The sequence below is a fragment of the Sphingomonas crocodyli genome (assembly GCF_004005865.1).
In the GTDB taxonomy this organism is placed as follows: Bacteria; Pseudomonadota; Alphaproteobacteria; order Sphingomonadales; family Sphingomonadaceae; genus Rhizorhabdus; species Rhizorhabdus crocodyli.
This window is the reverse complement of sequence record NZ_SACN01000001.1, coordinates 739,062-759,333: the sequence shown is the minus strand read 5'-3', so window position 1 is coordinate 759,333 and position 20,272 is coordinate 739,062. Positions and strand designations below refer to the sequence as shown.

21 protein-coding genes are annotated in these 20,272 nt (G+C 62.0%); 14 read left to right on the top strand and 7 right to left on the bottom strand.

What is annotated here, in order from left to right; translation table 11 throughout:
* The first annotated feature begins 4 nt into the window (after positions 1-4).
* Positions 5-883, top strand: coding sequence for a diacylglycerol/lipid kinase family protein (locus EOD43_RS03650; RefSeq protein WP_127741184.1), 879 nt, complete (start codon positions 5-7; stop codon positions 881-883).
* Entirely contained in the window at positions 880-1,713 is an 834-nt protein-coding gene (locus EOD43_RS03645; protein ID WP_127741182.1) for an inositol monophosphatase family protein, read from the top strand. The genes EOD43_RS03650 and EOD43_RS03645 overlap by 4 nt, the downstream gene beginning before the upstream one ends.
* Here the strand turns inward: EOD43_RS03645 and EOD43_RS03640 are convergent, their stop codons facing one another.
* From EOD43_RS03640 to EOD43_RS03615, 6 genes are all read right to left on the bottom strand, one after another.
* Positions 1,714-2,760, bottom strand: coding sequence for a c-type cytochrome (locus tag EOD43_RS03640; RefSeq protein WP_127741180.1), 1,047 nt, complete (start codon positions 2,758-2,760; stop codon positions 1,714-1,716).
* Positions 2,757-3,350: a cytochrome c oxidase assembly protein gene (locus EOD43_RS03635; protein ID WP_127741178.1), complete on the bottom strand. Its 594-nt coding sequence runs from the start codon at positions 3,348-3,350 to the stop codon at positions 2,757-2,759. Before EOD43_RS03635 ends, EOD43_RS03640 begins: the two co-directional genes overlap by 4 nt.
* A complete protein-coding gene (locus EOD43_RS03630; protein WP_127741176.1) occupies positions 3,347-3,727 on the bottom strand; it encodes a hypothetical protein in 381 nt (126 codons plus the stop codon). The genes EOD43_RS03635 and EOD43_RS03630 overlap by 4 nt, the downstream gene beginning before the upstream one ends.
* Positions 3,724-6,246, bottom strand: coding sequence for a cytochrome c oxidase subunit I (gene ctaD / locus EOD43_RS03625; RefSeq protein ID WP_127741174.1), 2,523 nt, complete (start codon positions 6,244-6,246; stop codon positions 3,724-3,726). Before ctaD ends, EOD43_RS03630 begins: the two co-directional genes overlap by 4 nt.
* Complete coding sequence (coxB, locus tag EOD43_RS03620; RefSeq protein ID WP_127741172.1) at positions 6,243-7,205, bottom strand: cytochrome c oxidase subunit II; 963 nt, start codon at positions 7,203-7,205, stop codon at positions 6,243-6,245. Before coxB ends, ctaD begins: the two co-directional genes overlap by 4 nt.
* A 102-nt stretch (positions 7,206-7,307) precedes the next feature.
* Positions 7,308-7,787 (bottom strand): DUF4126 domain-containing protein, encoded by a 480-nt coding sequence (locus EOD43_RS03615; protein ID WP_240653064.1) that lies wholly within the window; start codon positions 7,785-7,787, stop codon positions 7,308-7,310.
* Positions 7,788-7,897: 110 nt separating this feature from the next.
* Here EOD43_RS03615 and EOD43_RS03610 point away from each other — a divergent pair, with 110 nt between their 5' ends.
* From EOD43_RS03610 to EOD43_RS03570, 9 genes are all read left to right on the top strand, one after another.
* On the top strand, positions 7,898-8,323 hold the full coding sequence (locus tag EOD43_RS03610; RefSeq protein WP_127744606.1) for a DUF2231 domain-containing protein: 426 nt from the start codon (positions 7,898-7,900) through the stop codon (positions 8,321-8,323).
* Positions 8,323-9,633 (top strand): PQQ-dependent sugar dehydrogenase, encoded by a 1,311-nt coding sequence (locus EOD43_RS03605; RefSeq protein ID WP_127741170.1) that lies wholly within the window; start codon positions 8,323-8,325, stop codon positions 9,631-9,633. Before EOD43_RS03610 ends, EOD43_RS03605 begins: the two co-directional genes overlap by 1 nt.
* Positions 9,634-10,462: 829 nt before the next feature.
* Positions 10,463-11,677 carry a tyrosine-type recombinase/integrase gene (locus EOD43_RS03600; RefSeq protein ID WP_127741168.1) on the top strand — a complete coding sequence of 405 codons (1,215 nt, stop codon included), beginning with the start codon at positions 10,463-10,465 and terminating at the stop codon, positions 11,675-11,677.
* A 298-nt stretch (positions 11,678-11,975) separates the two neighbouring features.
* On the top strand, positions 11,976-12,641 hold the full coding sequence (locus EOD43_RS03595; RefSeq protein ID WP_127741166.1) for a hypothetical protein: 666 nt from the start codon (positions 11,976-11,978) through the stop codon (positions 12,639-12,641).
* A gap of 80 nt (positions 12,642-12,721) precedes the next feature.
* Positions 12,722-12,976, top strand: coding sequence for a helix-turn-helix domain-containing protein (locus tag EOD43_RS03590; protein WP_127741163.1), 255 nt, complete (start codon positions 12,722-12,724; stop codon positions 12,974-12,976).
* Positions 12,969-13,250 (top strand): helix-turn-helix domain-containing protein, encoded by a 282-nt coding sequence (locus tag EOD43_RS03585; RefSeq protein ID WP_127741161.1) that lies wholly within the window; start codon positions 12,969-12,971, stop codon positions 13,248-13,250. The genes EOD43_RS03590 and EOD43_RS03585 overlap by 8 nt, the downstream gene beginning before the upstream one ends.
* The gene (locus EOD43_RS03580) at positions 13,240-14,610 is read left to right on the top strand and encodes a bifunctional DNA primase/polymerase (RefSeq protein WP_164857073.1); all 1,371 of its coding nucleotides are present in this window, start codon (positions 13,240-13,242) and stop codon (positions 14,608-14,610) included. Before EOD43_RS03585 ends, EOD43_RS03580 begins: the two co-directional genes overlap by 11 nt.
* Positions 14,607-15,587 carry a hypothetical protein gene (locus tag EOD43_RS03575; protein ID WP_127741157.1) on the top strand — a complete coding sequence of 327 codons (981 nt, stop codon included), beginning with the start codon at positions 14,607-14,609 and terminating at the stop codon, positions 15,585-15,587. The genes EOD43_RS03580 and EOD43_RS03575 overlap by 4 nt, the downstream gene beginning before the upstream one ends.
* Before the next feature lie 60 nt (positions 15,588-15,647).
* Positions 15,648-16,286, top strand: a complete 639-nt coding sequence (locus EOD43_RS03570) for a hypothetical protein (protein WP_127741155.1) — start codon at positions 15,648-15,650, stop codon at positions 16,284-16,286.
* 96 nt (positions 16,287-16,382) lie between these two features.
* Here the strand turns inward: EOD43_RS03570 and EOD43_RS03565 are convergent, their stop codons facing one another.
* Positions 16,383-17,309 carry a hypothetical protein gene (locus EOD43_RS03565; RefSeq protein WP_127741153.1) on the bottom strand — a complete coding sequence of 309 codons (927 nt, stop codon included), beginning with the start codon at positions 17,307-17,309 and terminating at the stop codon, positions 16,383-16,385.
* A 549-nt stretch (positions 17,310-17,858) separates the two neighbouring features.
* Here EOD43_RS03565 and EOD43_RS03560 point away from each other — a divergent pair.
* From EOD43_RS03560 to EOD43_RS03550, 3 genes are read left to right on the top strand one after another with little or no spacing between them, the layout of a single operon-like run.
* Entirely contained in the window at positions 17,859-18,932 is a 1,074-nt protein-coding gene (locus tag EOD43_RS03560; protein WP_127741151.1) for a PGN_0703 family putative restriction endonuclease, read from the top strand.
* An 11-nt stretch (positions 18,933-18,943) separates the two neighbouring features.
* Entirely contained in the window at positions 18,944-19,447 is a 504-nt protein-coding gene (locus EOD43_RS03555; RefSeq protein ID WP_127741149.1) for a hypothetical protein, read from the top strand.
* Positions 19,444-19,773: a DUF2958 domain-containing protein gene (locus EOD43_RS03550; RefSeq protein ID WP_127741147.1), complete on the top strand. Its 330-nt coding sequence runs from the start codon at positions 19,444-19,446 to the stop codon at positions 19,771-19,773. The genes EOD43_RS03555 and EOD43_RS03550 overlap by 4 nt, the downstream gene beginning before the upstream one ends.
* Positions 19,774-20,272 lie beyond the last annotated feature (499 nt).

Sequence of the window (20,272 nt, the reverse complement as noted above, 5' to 3'; positions counted from 1 at the left end):
GGAAATGCTACGCGCGCTGCTGGTCCATAACGAGAATGCCGGAACCGATCCGTTGCCGCGCGGCGAGATCGAGGCGGTGTTGCGCCAGGCCGATATCGAGCCGATCTATTGCGCGCATGGCGAGGATGATCTCGCGAAGGCGCTGGAAACGCCGGTCGATCTGATCATCGCGGCGGGCGGCGATGGGACGGTCGCCGATGTCGTGTCGACCCTTGCCCGCATCGAAGCGCCGATCGGCATTCTGCCCCTGGGCGGCTCGAACAACATCGCCAATGCGGTCGGCGTCGACGGCGACTGGCGGGACATCCCGCGCCGTTGGGCGCTGGAGCACTGGGCACGGCTCGACCGATGCGAAGCCGATGGCCCCTGGGGGCGACAGACATTTGTCGAGGCGCTGGGTTCGGGCATCTTGTCCGAAGCGTTCGATCAGGCCGACGATACGCCAGATACGGCGAAAGAAAAGGAACGGAACGGTCGCGCCGCGTTCCGCAAGGCGCTGTCGGAAGCCGAGCCGTTCGACTGCACCATCGAGGCGGATCAGTGGAGTTGGTCGGGCGCGTGTCTGATGGTCGAACTGATGAACATCTCCTTCGTCGGTTCGCACCTCGCGCTCGCGCGCGGCGCAGAACCGGGCGATGGCCTGCTCGATATCGTACTGGTTACCCCTGATGATCGAGAGGCGGTACTGCGTTGGGCGGAGTGCCCCGATGATGCCCCCTTCCCGATCGCCACCCACCGGACGCCATCCGCGTCGCTAACCGTCGAGGATCGCCACATCCGTCTCGACGACCGATCGCCCGACGAGACGCTGTCGGGCCGGGTCGACGTCCGCATCCGCCCCGGCTGGGTGAAAATTCTCGTACCACAGGAGGTCCGCACATGACCGCAACAGCACCCGACGATGCCCTGCTCGCCGAGATCGAGAATGTGGCGGTGGAACTCGCGCAACTGGGCGGCGCGGAAATCCGCGCGGCGCTCGGCGGGATGATGGTGGTGAAATATAAGGGGGTCGAGGAAGACCCGACCCATTTCAAGGATCCCGTCTCGCAGGTCGACGGCCGCGTGGAGGCACTGATCCGCGCAAGGCTGGCCGAGAAATTCCCCGATCATGATATTGTGGGCGAAGAGATGGATCACCGCCCCGGTCTCGGCCACGATTATATATGGGCGGTCGATCCGATCGACGGGACGGCCAACTTTATCAACGGCTTCCCGCTGTTCGCATCTTCGGTTGGGGTGCTTTATCGTGGCCGGCCGATCGTGGGTGCGGTCTGGTGCAGCACCAGCCATGTGCTGGAACCCGGCGTCTATCACGCGGCCGTAGGGCATTCGGTCCGCTTCAACGGCGCGGCGCTCGAAACCCGATCCAATCCGTCGATCCGCCGAAGGCTGGGCGGCGAACCGCGCGCGAGCCGGCAATCGACGCTGGGCTGGGATGGCCGCAAGACCGGCTCGGCCGCGATCGAATGCGCCTTTGTCGCCGCCGGATTGCTCGAAATGGCGTGGTTCGAGCGGCCGAATATCTGGGACGTGGCGGGCGGCATGGCGCTGTGCCTTGCCGCCGGGCATGATGCGGCCGAATGGCGCGATGAGGCATGGATGCCATTTGCGGACTTTGCTCAACCCGGCGCCGATGCCGGCGACTGGTCCGCCCCCCTCGCCTTCGGCAAGCGCGAGAGCGTCGCCAGCTTCATTGCAACCGAGCGACCCTGATCAGTTGCGGCGCGGCGCTTCCGCGATCGCCCGTGCAACGTCATCGACCTCCTCTGACGGAATACGGCGAGCAATCGTCGCCATCGTGTCGGCGGACTTACGCGCATCGACGACGGTTGGATCACCCTGCCATGCACGGAGCCGCTCTGCGACATAGACGGGACGTTGCCCGGATAGCAGCGGAGCCCCCTTGGTCGGGCGGTGGCAATTCGCGCAGGCCGGCAACTGGCGCGATCGACCGCCCTGCGTCAGCAGCTTATGACCGGATGGGGGCGCGTCGGTCAGCCCCGGCATGGCGGCGAAATGGCGTGCAAGCTGCCCCATCTCCTCCGTCGTCAGAGCGGCTGCAGCCACCTGCATGACGGCGCTTTGGCGCTTGCCGGACGCGTAATCCTCCAGCGCCTTCGCGAGATAATCGGGCTTTTGCCCGCCGAGGATGGGGATATCCGCCTGACCGCGTCCGCGACCGTCGGCACCGTGACAGCCCGTGCAACTTGCCAGCAAGCCGGGACGCAGGCCGGCCATCTCATCCGCGCCCGCTTCTCCGATCAGAGCGCGATACTGGGTCGGTGTCATATCCGGCAGACGCCGGACGAAGGCGGTCATGCGGCGGATCTCGTCTTCGCGATCGGCGGCGGGCCACGCCGGCATTGCCGTGAACTTCACGCCGTGCCGGATGATCCAGAACAGTTGCGCGTCGCTCCACTCGCGCGCCGTGAGCGCAAGATCGGGCGCGGGCGGCGTGGCAGCCTGCATCACGGGCGATGGACGGATGCCCGGCGCACCGTGACAGACCTGGCAAGCTTGACGGAAATGACCGGCGGCGCTGACGAGGCTGGTGTCATCCCTAACCTTTTCGGGCGCTTGGAATGCGGCATAGGTCCGCACCGAATTGCGCATCACCCAATGCAGGAACCAGTCGGTGATCCGCCAATGCCCCGACGAGGCCGAAACCTGCATCGCCCCCGACCAGGCGAACAGCATCCCGGCCGCGAGAAGCCCGACGAGCACCAGCACCACACGCTTCCAACTGAGACGGATCGTCATGCCGCCGCCCCTCCCTTTTGCCGCAACAGCGCGGCGAGAAGAACGAGACCGCCAATGAAGTAGCTTGCCGCTCCCACCAGCAGCATTACGACGCCGCCCAGTTGCTGGTCGATCAGCGGCGCTAGGCCGGCATGATGCATGTCCGGATAGAGCGGGCGTGGCGCCAGTCCGATCAGCACACCCAGCAGGGTCATGTGCATCGAGGTGAGCAGCAGCGCGCCGATCCCGGCCATGCGCTGCGGCGCGTGGAAAACGGATGCCCAGAGCAGCCATCCCGCGATGAGAAAGCAAAGCTGCTCCGCCGCCAGCACGATCGGCGAGCCATGCGCCGCCGCACGCAGCGCGGGCAGGTGCCAGAGCCAGACCGTCGCGAGTTCGACCAGCATCATCGGCATCGGCGCGACAATCCCTGGCCAGCGCGCTGCCGAGTCGATCCGCCCGCCCGACAGTCCCCACGCGACCAGCGGCGCGGCCACCGCAACCGCGATCATATGCCCCGCCATATGGCCGATCATGCCCAGCTCGCCTGCCGCAAGCATCCAGCCGACCGGCAATGCGGCCAGACCGCAGATCAGCGCCCCACGTTTCACGAACAACTCCGCAGGAATATGACCGGCAGCGCCGTGAACGCGACCCCGACGAAGCTCAGGCCAGCCAGCAGCAAGGTCGATTTGGCGAGGAAGCGCAGCCGATCGATCTCGGTCGAATCCTCGTGCGGCACCGTTCCGCCCGGCATTCGCCCCTGAACCCAGGCGATCCATCCCGACAGGATGATGATCGCGAGCGCGATCACCGTCCCCACCACGAACAAGGTCGGGAAGGTCGCGAACTCACCCACCTTCGCGCAGGAGATCGCCGCCCACAGATAGGAAAAGAGGAAGTGCCCCGCCCACACGGTCGGCGGCACGATCAGCGTCCACAAAGTGACCTTGAGCCGTTCGGGCCAGCGGCGCGGATCGCGTGTCATGCGACCTCCGGGAACAGACCGATCACGGCATAGGTGAGCACCGCGGTCAGCGCAAAGAAGTGCATGTAAACGGTCACGTTGCGCAGATCGGCGTCATGCTGCGGGTTCATCCGCCCGGCGAGACTGCGCGCCAGCGCATAGGCCTGCATGATTGCGGCGACGCCCGAATGCGCGGTCGTCCAGATCACCAGCGTCCACACGATCGCCGGATAGCTGTGCGCCTCCGGATCCATGCCCGTCGTCCAGGGGCCGGCGAGGCCCGCGCCGATGCCGGCGAGACTGGCAGCGATCCCGACGAGCAGCATCAGGCGGGCGGCGCCGACGCCCGATCGCGCATGCACCTCGCGCGCACCGATCGTCAGGAGCCAGCTCACCAAGCCAAGCGCCAGCGCGGCCAACGGCCAGACGATGCCCGGCCCGTCGGCCAACGCCATCGGCGGGAAATCCTCATGCCGCGTCCAGAAGAAGAAATAGCCGAAGACCAACCCGGAAAATGCGGTCGCATCGGCCATCATCGTGATGAACATCGCCCACCATCCGGGCGCCGAGGGACCGGACAGATAGAGCGGCAGTTCGATACCGTGGCCGATCGGCTTGCACGGCTTTTCCGGAATCTGCGCGGTGCCGGTCCACAACCACCAGATCGTGCAGGCGAGCGTCGCCACGCCGCACGCCAGCGCAGCCCAATAGAGATGATAGGTGGTAAGGATGAACACCCCGCCCAGCACCGCCGCCGTCAGCATCGGCTTGACGCTCGGCTCACCCAGCCGGATCACCGCGAGCGGGCGAGCATCGAGCACCGTGGTCACGATCGTCTCGCGCCGCCCTTCCTCCGCATCGGGCAGGAAATAACGGCCTTCGTCGACCTTCTTCACGAAATCCTTCTGGTCCCACAGCGGATAGCGGCTTTCGATCAGCGGCACCGATCGCACGCCCCAATTTTCGTCATCGGGCTGGGCGAGCCATTCGAGCGTCCCGGCATTCCAAGGATTGCGCTCCGCCTTCTTCCGGCGCGGTGACAGGCACAGATCGACGCAGACCACCGCGACGCCCGCCGCGAACAGATAGGCGCCGATCGTCGACGCCAGGTTGAGCCCGCCAAGCCCCAGCTCGGCGGGATAGGTGAACACGCGGCGCGGCATCCCCATCAGGCCGGACAGGTGCATCGGGAAGAAGGCGATATTGGCGCCCACGAACATCAGCCAGAAGCCGATGCGGCCGAGCCGATCGGACAGCTTCTTCCCCGTGATCAGCGGCCAATAATAATAGAGGCCGGCGAACAGCGGCATCAGCGTGCCGCCGATCAACACATAATGCAGGTGCGCGACCACGAAATAGCTGTCGTGCGCCTGCCAGTCGAACGGGGCCACCGCGACCATCACGCCCGTCAATCCGCCGATGACGAAGATGGCGAGGCTGCCCGTCGCATAGAGCAAGGGCGTCGACCACGTCACGCGGCCCGCCCACAAGGTCGCGATGAACACGAAGATCTGAACGCCGGTCGGGATCGCGACCGCCTCGGACGCCGCCGAGAAGAAAGCGAGGCTGATCTTGGGTAGTCCCGTGGTGAACATGTGGTGGACCCACAGGCCGAAGGACAGGAACGCCGTCCCCACCGCCGCCAGCACGATCCACGGATAGCCGAGCAGATGCCGCCGCGCGAAGGTGGGCACCAACATCGCGAACAAGGCGATCGAAGGCAGGAAGATGATGTAAACCTCGGGATGACCGAAGATCCAGAACAGGTGCTGCCACAGTAAGGGATCGCCGCCGCGCCGCGCATCGAAGAAGGGCCAGTTCAGCAGCCGCTCCATCTCGAACAATATGTCGCCCGCGATCAGCGGCGGGAAGGCGAACAGGATCATCACCGCCACGACCAGAATATACCAGGCATAGAGCGGCATCAGGTTGAGCCGCATCCCCGGCGGCCGGCATTTGAGCACGCCGACGATCAGTTCGACGGCGGCGGCGACCGACGACACCTCAATGAAGCTCAGGCCCAACATCCAGATGTCGGCGCCCAGCCCGGACAGATCAGTGCGCGTGGTCAACGGCGGATACATGAACCAGCCGCCATCGGGCGCGGCATCGAAGAAGATCGATCCCGACACGAAGATGCCGCCGATCAGGAAAGACCAGTAACCGAAGGCAGACAGCCGCGGAAACGGCAGGTCGCGTGCGCCCAGCAGTTGCGGCAGCAGGATGATCGACACCGCTTCGAACATCGGCACGGCGAACAGGAACATCATCATCGAGCCGTGCAGCGTGAACAGCTGGTTGAAGGTGCCCGCCTCGACCAGATCATTGTCCGGCACCGCCAGCTGCGCGCGCATGATTAGCGCCAGCACCCCGGCAAAGAGCATGAAGCCGAACGCGGTCAGCGTGTACCAGACGCCCACCTGATTGTTGTTCGTGTCGGTCCAGCGGAAGAACAGCCCCTTGGGCTGCGCCCACACCGCGCGCAGCCGCTCCTCCTGCGCCGCCCGAAGCGTGGGATCATCCTGATCGTGCAGGCTCATGTCAGCGCCTTCAGATAGAGCGCGATCGCGCGGGCATCGGCGGGCGACATCTGGGGATAGGCGGGCATACGCGCACCCGGCTTCGCATCCTGCGGCGCCCGTAGGAAGGCGGCGATATTATCGACGGTCGGCGGCAAAATGCCCGCGCCCAAGGTCCGCCGCTCGCCGAACCGGCTGAGATCGGGACCGATGGCGGCATCATGTGCCGTTCCCCGGATCGCATGGCAGGCGCCGCACCCATTGGCGTCGAACAACGCCCGTCCCCTCGCCTCGCGCTCCGGACGAACAGGCTCCGCGCTGCTCGCGAGCCAGCGGTCGAACGCTTCCGGCTCCATCGCGATCACATCGAACGCCATCAGCGCGTGGCTGAGCCCGCAGAACTCGGCGCATACTCCGCGATAATGCCCGGCCTTTTCGGCGCGCATGATCAGACGGTTGGTGCGGCCGGGGATCATGTCCATCTTGCCGCCCAGCCCAGGTATCCAGAAGCTGTGCACCACGTCGGTGGCGCCCAGTTCGAACGTCACCGTCCGACCCACCGGCAGACGCACTTCGTTCGCGGAAAGGAGCGCCGGCCGTCCCGGCGCACGATAGGCGACCCTCCACCAGAATTGCTCGCCATCGACCGCGATGACGAGATCGCCCGGCGCGGCGGTGCGGGGCCGCATCGTCGGCAGAGCATAGAGCAGAAGCGCGGTCAGGATCAGCGTCGGCCCGATCGCGCCGACCCACAGCACCAGACGCATCCCCTGCTCATGGCTCAGACTATGTTCGGGCGCCCGCACCGCGCGCCAATAGAGCATCGCCGTCGCCAGCAGAATCACGACCGCGCCCACGGTCAGGACGATCGCGATCTGCCGGATCGCGCGCGCATCCGCCCCGAACACATCCAGCGCGGACTGATGCGCGTTGCAGCCACCGAGTGCCGCAATCAGAACAAGGCAGATCAGACGCCCCATGCCCGCGGGCCATCCCCCTTCGTCATCTTCGATGGAGGGGGCAACCCGCCAGAGCGGATCGGGTTCAATTATTGCCGTATCGTAACAAGGCGCGGCGTGTGCCTAACGCGCGATGATCGCACGACCTGCCGCCAGTACGAGGCCGTCCTCGACCAGCCCGGTAGGCGTCTGCCCGAAAGATTGCATCGCCCGAAGGCGCAGTGCCAATCCGACGTGAGACGAGGCTAGCGCCGTCGCCACGGCAAGCAGGGCCGCCCCCTTCCGTTCGCCCTTCGGCGCAAGTGCCGCGCCAGCGAAACCCGACGTCAGCGACCGTGCAATCAGGCCGAGGGCAACGGTCCGATCGGGAGCGGTCTTCATCTTGTCGCCCGCCATTTCGGCTGCAGCCAACAGGTGCGCACTCGCGCCGATGATCGGATTGGCAAGCAAGGCACCGCCCGGCGGATCGGCCGGCAGATCACCCTTCCGCGCCGCCTGCGTGACAAGCGCCAAAGGCGTCATGGCGCGCTGGCCTGCAACGAGACCGATCAGAATGGAACGCAACATATCGCAAGACCTCTCTGGGCGCAGGAAAGTGATCAAGGCAAACTCTCAGGATTGCTTGAAGGTCCGCAGCCCACCGTTCGATTGTGCAGGAACCGTCTGTGGTTCCTGTGCATTCGATGGCGGTCACGCCTTTCCGGAGACAGGATTTGCTCGCCACCCCGCCAGCGGCCCGACCGCCGCTCCATCCGCTGCACGCACTGCTGCTGGCCTTCCCGATAGCTTTGTTCACGGGCGCCCTTCTGGCCGACATCGCCTATCTGCAGAGCGCCGAAATCCAATGGACCAATTTCGCCGCCTGGCTCAACGCGGGCGCGCTGTTGATGGGTGGGTTCGTCCTATTATGGGCGCTGATCGAAGCCTTCCGCTTGCGCCGTGATCGCGTGCGCGGCCGCGCTGGCCTCTACGCCTTGCTTCTGGCGGTGATGTGGATCGCGGGTCTGATCAACGCTTTCCAGCACAGCCATGATGGCTGGAGTTCGGTCGGTACGACCGGCCTCCTGCTGTCGATCGTCAGCGCAGCCCTCGCCATTGCCGCCGGCTGGATCGCGCATAGCGGCTGGAGGAGCCTGTGATGCCGTTCCGTATCGTCATGACCGCCACCGCGGTTGCCTTCTCCCTCACCGCCTGTGGCGGGAGCCGTCCGGGTATCGATCAGGAGGGAGCTAATCCCGATTTGCCGGAACAGCGCCAGACGCTGCTGCCGCCCATGAAGATCGCAACCCCGATCGGCTGGGGCGACGAGAAGCCGGAGGCGCCGGAGGGGTTCACGGTCACCGCGCTGGCGACCGGCCTTAAGGTGCCGCGCCAGCTCCTGGTGCTGCCCAACGGGGACATCCTCGTGGCGGAAGGCTCGGGCAAGTCGGCGCCGGCGCTTCGCCCCAAGGACGTGATTGCAGGTCTGATCAAGGCGCGCGGCAAGACAGACGTGAAAGGCGGAAACCGCATCACCCTGCTCCGCGATCGCGATGGAGACGGCAGGGCTGAGCTTCGGACGGTCTTCATCGACGGCCTCAACGCGCCCTACGGCCTCGCCTTCGTCGATGGCCAGATCTACGTCGCCAATCAGGATGCACTGCTGCGCTTTCCCTATCGCGATGGCGAAACGCGGATCACGACACCGGGCATCGGGGTCACCAAGCTCCCTTCGCGGATCAACCATCACTGGACAAAGGCGCTCGCCGCAAGCGCCGACGGCACGAAGCTTTATGTGGGCATCGGCTCGAACAGCAATGTCGGCGAACGTGGCATGGCGGTCGAGGAAGATCGTGCCGTCATCTGGGAGATCGATCGGGTCACGGGCGCTCGTCGCACCTTCGCGACGGGCGTGCGCAACCCAACGGCGCTTGCGATCGAGCCCCAGACGAACGCGCTTTGGGCCGTCGCCAACGAGCGCGATGAACTAGGGCCGCAGCTTGTGCCCGATTATCTCAGCTCGATCCGTGATGGCGGCTTTTACGGCTGGCCCTACAGCTATTGGGGCCAGCATGCGGACCCGCGCGTTCATCCGCAAAAACCCGACATGGTCGCAAGGGCGATCCGCCCGGACTATGCGCTCGGATCGCATGTCGCGGCTCTCGGACTCAGCTTCGTGACCGGCGACGGCCTCGGCCAGTTCACCAACGGCGCGTTCGTCGGCGAGCATGGAAGTTGGAACCGTCAGGATCTGTCGGGATACAAGGTCGTGTGGGTGCCGTTCGTGAACGGGCGGCCTTCGGGAAAGCCGCGGGATATCCTCACCGGCTTCCTCAAGGACGGCCATGCACGCGGCCGCCCCGTCGGCGTCCGATATGATCCGGTCGGGGCAGCGCTGCTCGTCGCCGACGATCTTTCAAACACAATCTGGCGGGTCGCGCCGACGCGTGCCTTGTCCGCTCAGCGTTAGAAATCGAGCTATCGGGCGTCTGGATAATCGCAACCGCAGCCAGCTCGGCACCGAGGCCCGCAAATTCGGTCAAGCTTCCATCATAGTATAAGTAATTTTCATCTTCTCACCACGCAGACTGAAGTTGTTCTTCATCATTTATGCGAATGGTGATCTCCAGGAGTGGCATCTCCCTTTCCAGCCAACCCAGCGATACTCAGTAGTCCTGAGAAGCCAAGATGTGGATCGCCTGCTTATGGAGAACGATCGTCAATAATGGTCGATTTGAGGCCGGGGCGGTCACTCGGCCAACCTAGGCAAACAAGTGACTATTCGCCCCTTTGTTGAACGATTGAAAATCGACCCCGGAATGATTTTTCGGTCGTCTGCATATGCAGGCGAAAAATGGCGGTCAATCGCGGACGACGTCCGAATCCCAGATAGTCCGCCAATCCAACTTCGTTAATCTAAACTCTATCAACGACTTAGATTAAATCTATCGCTGAGCCCCACACCCCAGCCCCACACTCGATTTTTACCGATTTTCACAAGTTGTTGAAAAGGAACGATGAAATTTGCATCGCCAAAACAGGCAAGTTATTCAATAAAAAGGATTTTATAAAGAAAGTGGCGGAGCGGGAGGGATTCGAACTCCATTGTTCGCGGTCGCGCGTGAATGTTCACGATCGTTCAAAAATGTCATTTTAAACAGTACCTTAAATAGATTCTCTCCAATAGGAACGGTCTGCCGACGTTCGCCTAAATCCGCCCAAAGCCATGTTGAAAGTGGGCATCAAAGTGGGCATCAAAATGGGCATCGGATTACGAACTCAACCCCTGGGAGCTCTAAATGTCACGCGGCCTCAATCGGCTTACGGCTCGCGGTGTCGCCGCACTGAAAATGCCGGGCCGGCATGCAGATGGTGGCGGGCTGTATTTTCGGGTCACAGCAAAGGGCGCTCGGTCTTGGGTTTTTATGACCGGCACGGCGCAGAAACGTGTCGAGATAGGGTTGGGCGGGCTCGCATCAGTGAGCCTTGCGGCGGCTCGACAGATAGCATCGGACATGCGCGAAGCGGCAGCCCTCGGTAAAGACCCGCGCGTCGTCATCACGTCGATGAAGGCGAAGACTGAATGCGCGACACCAAAATTCGGCAAGTTTGCTGAGGATTATATCTCTAGCGTCGAGGCGGGTTGGAAGAGTGCAGTCCATCGCCAACAGTGGCGAAGCACCCTCCGTGATCACGCAGGAATTCTGCACGATCGTCTGGTGAACGAGATATCGACCGACAATGTTCTGGCGGTTCTGAAACCGATCTGGCTTTCGAAGGCAGAAACAGCGAGGCGCTTACGAGCGCGTATCGAGAAGATCCTCGACGCGGCGAAGGCCCGCGGATTCCGAAGCAGGGATGAGCTGAACCCAGCAGCATGGCGTGGGCATTTGGAACTCCTGCTTCCAAGCCAGTCAAAGCTCCAACGAGGGCATCATGCAGCGTTGCCTTGGCGCGAAGCCCCAGCGTTTATGCGAGAACTGCGCGCGCGGCCAGCCCAGGCCGCGCGGTGCTTAGAATTCGTAATTCTGACCGCGGCCCGAAGCGGCGAAGCCTTAGGCGCCACCTGGGGCGAGGTAGATCTCGATGCGAGACTATGGCTCGTGCCAGCCACGAGAATGAAGGCTGGCGCAGAGCATGTGGTCCCTCTGTCTGAACGCGCCTGCAAAATACTGCTCGACTTGCGACCTGCGAAGCCGGCGATGGGCGACCTCATATTTCACGTCGCGGGGGCGGCGCGCAGCAACATGGCGATGGCAATGTTATTGCGCCGCATGGGGCATGGCGGGATCACCACCCACGGATTTCGCTCCACGTTCAGGGATTGGGCTGGCGACGCCACCAACTATCCTAGAGAGATTGTCGAGCAGGCCCTCGCCCACACGATCAGCAATAAGGCAGAGCGCGCTTATCGTCGGGGAACAGCGATCGAACGCCGGCGGGAGATAATGAACTCCTGGTCGGCCTATTTGGAGAGCGGTGCTTCTGCGTTGCCGCTGGCTGAGGTTGATTGATCCTGAGAAAAATCGCCGTCGATATGAGGCCGAAATGCTCGGCAAGCCCTCTCTGTTCGACATAGCACCACGACCATTTTGCGCCTGGCCGGCCCGGACAAGGAAACCATTTAGCAGGTGACTGGCCGTGCTACGGCGGCGAGACTGTGCGAAAGGTCTGACGATCAAAGACTCTTCTGAGCTAATCCTGCATAGGCTTTACGATTCCAGAATAATTGGAAAAAACTACGGCGGCCGGGGTCCAAATTTATCCATCTACGGGATCACTTAAATCGCAAACTAGGGGTCTGATATAATAATGCGCTCAGATAAAGAATGGATTTTGATCTCTGACGCTGTGTATATTGTCTCGGATCGCTTCGAATGTTCACTTGAAGCAGCCTCAAAGATGCTGCTAGCGTATTCGACCGGTCACGAAGTCGGAGTGCGCTTCGGATGGTCTCATGCTGAGGCAGATGAACGTGACTTCGCGCCAGTTATTCAGAAGCAAGCGGGTTTCATCCCTTTTTATGACTGGCAACAAATTGCCAGTATGGCGATATCGGACAATGGCTATCGCTGGACAGAAAACACGATTATAACTGAATACATAGATGAACACTCTAGATTTCTCGCCGAACTAAGTGGCGTGCAGGAGAGACCCTACCTCACAGTTTTTGGCGACGTTTGCTTCTCACGCGGGAGTCTCGGTAGCCTTTTACTAGAACGGACCCATGTCAGCGGCAGTGCGGTAGGGCACTTTTGGCACGAACTGTCGAAGCATATCGTAGCTCAGTGGCATTTTGCTCCGCCAAGCAAAGGTAGCACGCCGGACAGAGTGAGCATCCGTGCTGCTGCTGATTCTATCAGGGCTAAAATGGATCCGCATAATCGCCCCTCGTTCGCCAAACTTCGCCTGCTGCTCGCAGAGATCTATGATCATATGGAGAAGGTGGATCCTCGAACCTATAACACTGATTTATAAGGAAATAGCCAAGAAGCCAGGGGCGATAAGCGGAGTCTGGCATCATCCCGACGTTCAATCCCGAACGTCGGAGAACTTCAATGCAGGAAGTTGGTAAAACGGCCTTTGAGCTCACGCTCGATGCGGCCAAGAATCGCACCACCACGCAGCGTTTGCTGGACAGTCGTTTAGCCCTGTCGATCTACGAGGTTGTCCTCGCATTGGGCATCTCGAGGACCACGGTCTATGCGCTCGTCAAGGACGGGCAACTCGAGCTTCGCAAGGTGGGCCGGCGGTCCCTCATCACGACCGCCAGCGTCGAGAGCCTGCTTCGCGAAGGTTCGATCGATGGCTAACCGGTCGGCTTTCTCGCGCTGCGCCAGCGTTACCGGCGCGCCCGTCCCGTTCCGGGTTCGAGAAATAGTGCTGTCGCCTACCGAGGTGGAGCAGGTTTTCGGTGTAACCGCCAAAAAACTCGCGGCCCTGCGCCGCGCCGGCAACGGGCCGCAGCACCTCAAGGTGGGTCGGTACTATATGTACCGGCCTGCGTCGGTAGCCCAATGGCTGATCGAGGTAGGCGCGGACGAGCAGCGTGATCGGTCGGATGAGGGAGGCTGCGATGTCGCCTGAAACCGGATTTCTCGATCGGCCAAATCCACCGACGCAGTATTACGCCGTGGTCGATGCCCTTCTCGATAACGAGTACACCGGCCTGCTGCCGATCAAGGACGGCGGGAAGCAGGCGGCGCTCAAAGGATGGAACGACCCTAAGCGGCGGCATCGCTCGCGTGAGGCGGTGCTGCACGAGGCGAATCGCTTCGCATATTTTGGCGTGGCCATCGTGTGCGGCGACGTCATTGCGATCGATATCGACGTCGAAGATGAGGCCGAAGCTGCGCGCCTCGAAGCGATCGTGCGCGAGGAAGTTGCTGGCGAGCCACTCGTGCGGATCGGTCGTTGGCCGCGGCGGGCTCTCTTCTTTCGCGCCTCCGAGAAAATTGCCACCGCCCACGGTGATGGGTACGACATTCTTGGCGCCGGATCGTATGTCGTTTGCTTCGGCATCCATCCCCTCACCGGTAAACCTTATTACTGGTGCGGCCGCAGCCCTCTCGATACCAAGCACGCTGAGCTGGCCCTGATCACGTCTGCCAACGTCAAACGCCTTCAGAAGCGCCTTAAGGCACGTCTCGAGACGATGACGGTGGCGACGGAGAGCGAGAACAACAAGCCGATCAATTGCCTCGTTGCGGACGGACGCGACAAGCTGCTTCGCGACATCATCTTTGCCATTTGGCAGCAGGGCATTGATGACGTGCACAAGCTCGCAGAGCTGGGGTGGCGCGAGTTCGAGCTTCAGGCCGACCTGCGCCGCCCTAAGCGTAGCGGCTCGACGTCTTGGGCCTTCGAGGACGCGCTTGAAAAGGCACGCTATACGATCAAGCGTGCGGCTGACGGTGATATCGTTCGTGGCTTCGGAGACAGCACGCTGCGCTATCAGCCCCGCTTCGAGAGCTTCGCGCAGGCGATCAACACCATTGCAGCCTTCGGCCGCTGGTTCGCCAAGTCCCAACCGGAGACGGCGGTCGAGCTCCTGCCGCCCGCAGCGGTCAAGATCTCGCAGCTTATGCTTTGCCTCTGCCGCGACGATCGCGGTTGCTTCGCAAGCGTCGAGACCCTAGTTCGCCTGACGGACTATTCCATCCCGCATGTCAAGCGCGTGCGCGCCACGCTCGTGTCGCGGGGCTACTGGTCCCGGCACCGCTATGGGAAGGGCCGCGGACACATCACCGAATATCGGCCGTGCGTCGAGTTCACGGTCGCCGAAGCGAAAAAGGTATCATTCCCCGGTGCCTGGATATCCAGTGGTGTGGGGGGAGACGATCAGGCAAGCGCATCGTCTAACTTCAAGAACGAAAATTCAAACAATATAAATGAGCATCTCAATCTCACTTTTCTTGTCGCGCGAGCCGATGGAGAAGAGAAGTGACCGATTACCGCCCTTATCTTCCGTTTGGCGACCCGAGCCACTTTCGGCAAGTGAACCCCTTCCGCCCTTCGGATCAGCACCAGCCGCGCGCGCGCGAATTTAGTCGCCGCCCGGATTTCGATCCGCAGAAGGATTTCCTTCGTGTCAGGGGCCTCCTCCGGACTTCTGTACTGTCTGTGCAGCCGATCGGGAGCACTTGGTTTCGTTGTTGGGAAAAGAGGAAGCCTGCGCAGTTCCGGCTCGAGCCGCAGTTTGTCCTCGAGCCGCTCGCCCTTATCGGCGATGCGCCCTATCTCGATTATATCGTCAGCCAATCTGCGTTCAAAGGCGACAAGGGCGCGCTTTACCATCAGGCCGAAATCAGCGTTGAAACGATGTGTATCGACCTGGGGTTGGGTGGCGACAGCTTCGGCAGCGCGACTGCAGCAATGAGTCGCCTCAACAACACCCTGATTACCGTCGACAACTGGTGGGATGAGGACTTTCGGCCGAAGGTCCCGCTTGTTGAAGCTCGGCCGATCGCAGCAAAGCGAGGCTGCTACCGGGTCACGTTATGCGAGTGGCTGTCGCATCAGATCGCCTACGAGAACTTCCTTTGGCACCCTCTGCCCATGACGCCTCTGTCGGGAATAGAATACCGACTTGATGGCTGGGCGCGCACATTCGTCGGTGGTGATCCGCGGCGAGGACCACAGATCATCTCTAAGCGAGAAGCGATGTCGCGGATTGGCTACATGCCCATGACGGCGAAGGAAGCTTGGCAAAGGATCATTGAAACGGTGGCCCTCGATCAGGTGCCCGACTTCCAGTTCAAGATGATTGAGCACGGACGGGAGGCGGCCATATTGGTGACCCCGCGGCCACCGCAGCCCCCTGCGCCGATCGAAGTCCAATCTGAAAGTAATGAAATCACTCTCGATTGGGCTGGACCGGATTGGCCGCCGGCCGAAGGCCCGACGGAACTGACTCTCGAATAGCTCACCGAGCAGAGCCGCCACGAGATCAATATATAGCCGCGCCTCTTTAGGAGCTTCACTATGCGTATCAATATCTTCGGTTGCGAAGAGCCTGACCTGCCGCTCGGATTCGACGTGAATATAAACCGTCTCCCGCGGCCAATCGCCGATCTGGCCAAGGCCGGCATCGGGTCGCGCATGCTTCGCTATTATACGTCGCCCAGGTTGGAGACCTGGGTCGATTACGTTGCATTGGTTAGTCATGCAGGTCTCGGCCGACGACTACATGATCCCGAGAGCATCTACTTCGTGCCACCGACGGCCAAACGCCGCATCGCATATTGGGACGACCCGGTTGATGAAGCCGATCCGAAGGTGCTGACGATGGACATCCAAGCCCTTGTGGCCGCGCGAGAGCGAGCCAAGACGCTGCACCAGATGAGCAAGTATCTTCCGCCCTGGCCCTACGATCTTCGGGTTGCCTGGTTCGCCGATGGCGACCTGCCACTGGCGGAGCTCATTAAAGCCGGTCGCCTCGATGCATATCCCGGCGGCCGATGCTGGTGGGTGCGAGCAGCCGAGGCGGCAGAACTGCTCCCTGCCGGCGAAAGTTTCGATGATCCTAGTAGCGACTGGTATGTGTCCCCGCACGACCGCGCCGATCACGACGAGATGGCGCGACTTCTCTCGGAACATCGCCAGAATTGGCCCGAAGCCTAGGAGAGCCATCGAGGCGAATGAGCTCCGGGTCTCGAGACCGCTGGCGTCTATCGATGTCGCGAAAGGCGAGAGATCGCCGCCCCACCAACCAGTTGTCTAACGAAGGAGATGGGCGTGATCGTCATACCAAGCGAGAAAGCGACCGTCATAGGCAATCGGGCCGGAGTGGCCGACATTCAAATCTGGTAATGCGTTGCGTTGCTGCCACAGCGCGATCGATCGATCCTGCAGCAAAGGGGAAAAACCGACCCGTCGGCCCATTACGCGACCTTGGTCAGCAAGCCTCAATTTTCCCCTGGCCGCAAAGCGCCGAGTTGGATCTGAATGTGGTGAGCGTCGATCCACCACGCGCAAGCCCTTCATCATGTATCGGAAGCGCTCCCACTGCCAGCCGACCTGCCGACCATTAACATGACTGATCCGCACCGTTTTGGAGTCCGGCGTCAGTAGCAGAGGCCGCTTCACGATATATTGGAGCCGGCGACGGAGAAATTCGTTGAAGCCGTTCGTGCTCTTGAAGTCGATCACCTGATCGTCCGGCACGTGAAAGAAGAGGTGGGTGTGCACGCCGTGGGTCTGGCCATTTTCGAGCACCCACAACCAGGCTGCCGGTACACCCTTCCGCCGGTACCATCCGCGAAGCACGTCGAGTAGTTGATTCTGAAGCTGTGCGATCTGCGCGTCGTTGCGCACGCCGACCGTGGACCAGGTTACATCAACCTTCGTGTTGAGGATAAGACCCAAACAATTGGCAAAGGCTACCGCGCGATAAGCCCGCTTGAATTGCGTCAGCCCTATCGCGTCTGTGACCCTGCCTTCCCACGCGCGCTTATATTCCTGTCGATTGTGGCCGTAGATGCCGGCGAGGAGGGACGCATAAGGTCCGCTTCCGTGCACCCCGTTAAATTGCCCACCCTCTGTTACGTCCACCAGGTCGATGCCGCTTTGGTGGCAATAGCGAAGCCAATCTTCTGCGCTGTCGAAATCGTACCGGGTGAGCGGGCGCCCCTCATCATGCTTCACGGATGCGCCACCCTTGTTCTGTGAAGTGGTTCGAGCCGCTAGCCTCGCCAAATGTTGTTTGTGAAGTCACGGTTCAAAAACGCTCGCAGAGTTGGCGCCGAATGAGAGAGTGGCCGCTGTTCGGGCAGAGCTATATGGCTTCGCCCTACCTCTACAACTACGCCTTACCACTACCACTTACCTCTACTACAATTTACCTCTACCACTACACCCTGCCCCTGGGTCATGCACCGAACCATGTTTGATCAGTCGTTCGGGTAGCCATTTTCAATCTCGCCTCGACCGTTGCGGCGCAATCACTCGTGGCTCGAGAGTAGGGCCATCGCCGTAAGAAGGCTGATAGAGCGCACTGCAAATATTTGAAAATAGCGGCGTAAAATGCGGGCCAAAGCGCCAGATGCCGGGTTAAGCGCGAGCGACGACCTCCAGGCGGGACCACCACTTCAGGCGGGGTTCAGCCGCAATGTTCAGCCAGTTCTGTCCACAAAGACGCTAGCCCAATGAACCCTCTTCGCCCGCCCCGTGTGGGGCCTTTGACGAGGAGACCCTATGTCGCAGTCCACCCGGCCCGTGACCGCGCCCTTGCCCATCGTGCCCGTCGAGCTGTTGAAGCGCTTCCATGTGCATGAGCGTCACGACAGTCGCCTCAAAGCCTGTGCCCGCTTGTTGCAGGTCCTCTGGCTCACCGATCATAAGATCCCGACCGGCTATCATCAGGGACGCAACGGACCCCGCCGCCTCGGATCACGGCTGAGCATTACTGCCGCCCAAGCCGGTCGCAATTTTCTTAGTCCGGACCTCGCCAACCTCGCCCAGCATGTCGTCGCCTACCAAGAGCCCGGCGCGTTCATTGACGCGGGGCGCGTGTTCGCCAACGCCCTCGGCTCGACGGGGCTCAGCATCAACGTCATGGGAATGCTCGCCCTCGATCTGGGTTTGGCCGCGCGCGTCCTGTGCCAGCTCTTCCCCGAGCTCAACATCGCCAGCGTCGACCATATCCGCTTCGAACATTCCCCCGGACGGTCAGACCCCACCCTCACCGGGGACCGATCCGCCTTCGATGTCTGCGCCTTCGTCAACCGCCGCCAGGGACGCAGTGCCAAGACCAAGCCGGCCGTCATCGCCTTTGAGTTCAAATATACCGAGAGCCTGCACGATTCCGCCGCCTGTGCCCCGGGTCATTATGATGATCTTGCCGAAGCCTCAGGTCTGTTCAAAGACCCCCAGCACGCCGCCCTTCGTGTAAATCCCCTCCAGCAATTGTTCCGTGAGCATCTGTTAGCTCAAGCGACCGTCATGCGCGGGGATTGGCCCGAGGCCATCTTCGTGAGCATTGCCCCGGCCGCCCATGACCACGCCCAGCGTCAGGCCGATCTCTACACCGCCTTCCTCAACCCGCCCACAGATGGCCAAGTCCCCTACCGGCACATCACCCTCGAAGCCTTCGTCACCGCGCTCCACTTTGCCGGCGCGTCCAACGCCGCCCAGGCCCTGTTCGAACGCTATCTCGATTGGGGCCGCATCGACCGGGCCGTCGCCCAGGCCATCCACAAGCGCGTCGAGAAGTGGACCCCGGTTCCTAAGCCCGCACCGCTCCAGCTCGTCGATCAGCAAGCGGCTTGAGGAGACCCGACATGGCCAATCGTGCAGCAGCAACAATCATCCTCGGCGGCACCCTCAGTGAGGCCGCTTACCGCACCCTCGTCGACGTCATTGTCGGGGAGGGTCTCTCTACCCACTGGTGTGGACCGCTCTTCGATGCGCATCACCGCACCGTCGGCCAACCCCTCTTCTTATGTGACCATGATGTGCCCGGCGCGCAGTTCGAAGAGCTGGAGCGCTGGTGCATCACGCACAACATCCCCTTCGTCCGCTGGTCCAGTGCCTGTGCCGGAGGGTGGGAAGCGGGACGGGTGGTCTTCGATCCTGCCGTCGGCCAACCCCGTTCCTACGCCGCCGATAAGGATAACCGGGTGCTCATCGATCTGCAGACGGTCACACGTCTGGGTTCCTACACCGCGATCCTCGATCATTTCCGCCGGGCCAATTTCATCGTGCCCCCGCTCATCGTCGAGGGCGACCCCGTGCCAGCCACCACCAGCCACGCATTAAGCCCACAGGAGGAGACGGTACGATGATCATTGTCCCCTTCCTCACCCCCGCCGACTTCGCACAATTGTTGGCCAATGGGCGACGCACCGCGGCCGGGGAGCAGATCGATCCTCCACCCGTCGTCAAGCTCTTCACCCCCGATGCGGCCGCCACTTGGTTGCTGACCGAGATTGATCCGGTCGAACCTGATCGGGCCTTCGGCTTATGCGATCTCGGATTGAGCGAACCCGAGCTTGGCTATGTCAGCCTGACCGAGCTCGCCTCGATCCGGGGGATGCTCAACCTCCCCATTGAGCGCGACGCCCTGTTCGTCGGGACGGCCCCGCTTTCACGGTACGCCAGTGCTGCATGAGCCAGTGGCATCATCGTCGAGATGCCGGACAACCCCACCACGTCCGAGCGGTGAACAACCTAACCATCGGCCAGCGGGTGTTCTTTTGGACGGGACGCGGTTCGCACGGGCACGGGGTCATTCGGGCGATCAACGGGAGCCTCTTCCTGATCGATCCCGAGCCCGACGCCGTACGCGGGAGTGACCATCGCATTCTCAGATCGGGCCGTGACTATTGGGGGCCGCGGGATCGTGGCGTGCGCCCTGAGCAGATCAACACGCCGCACAGGCCTTGGTTCGTCAACAATTGAGCCGCGGGAGACGAGCATGACCGCATTTGACAGCAGCGGGGCGCATCGAACCAAATCTGCGCGATACGACATTGCCTTCCTACACACCGCCCGCCTACAAACACACCGCCTCCGCGATACTCGGGGGTGGGGCGTGAGAACCTCTTCGTACTGCACCTCGGTCGAGCCTATTCGGCCGGGTGGCATGCGCGCATGTCCAACCGGCAACG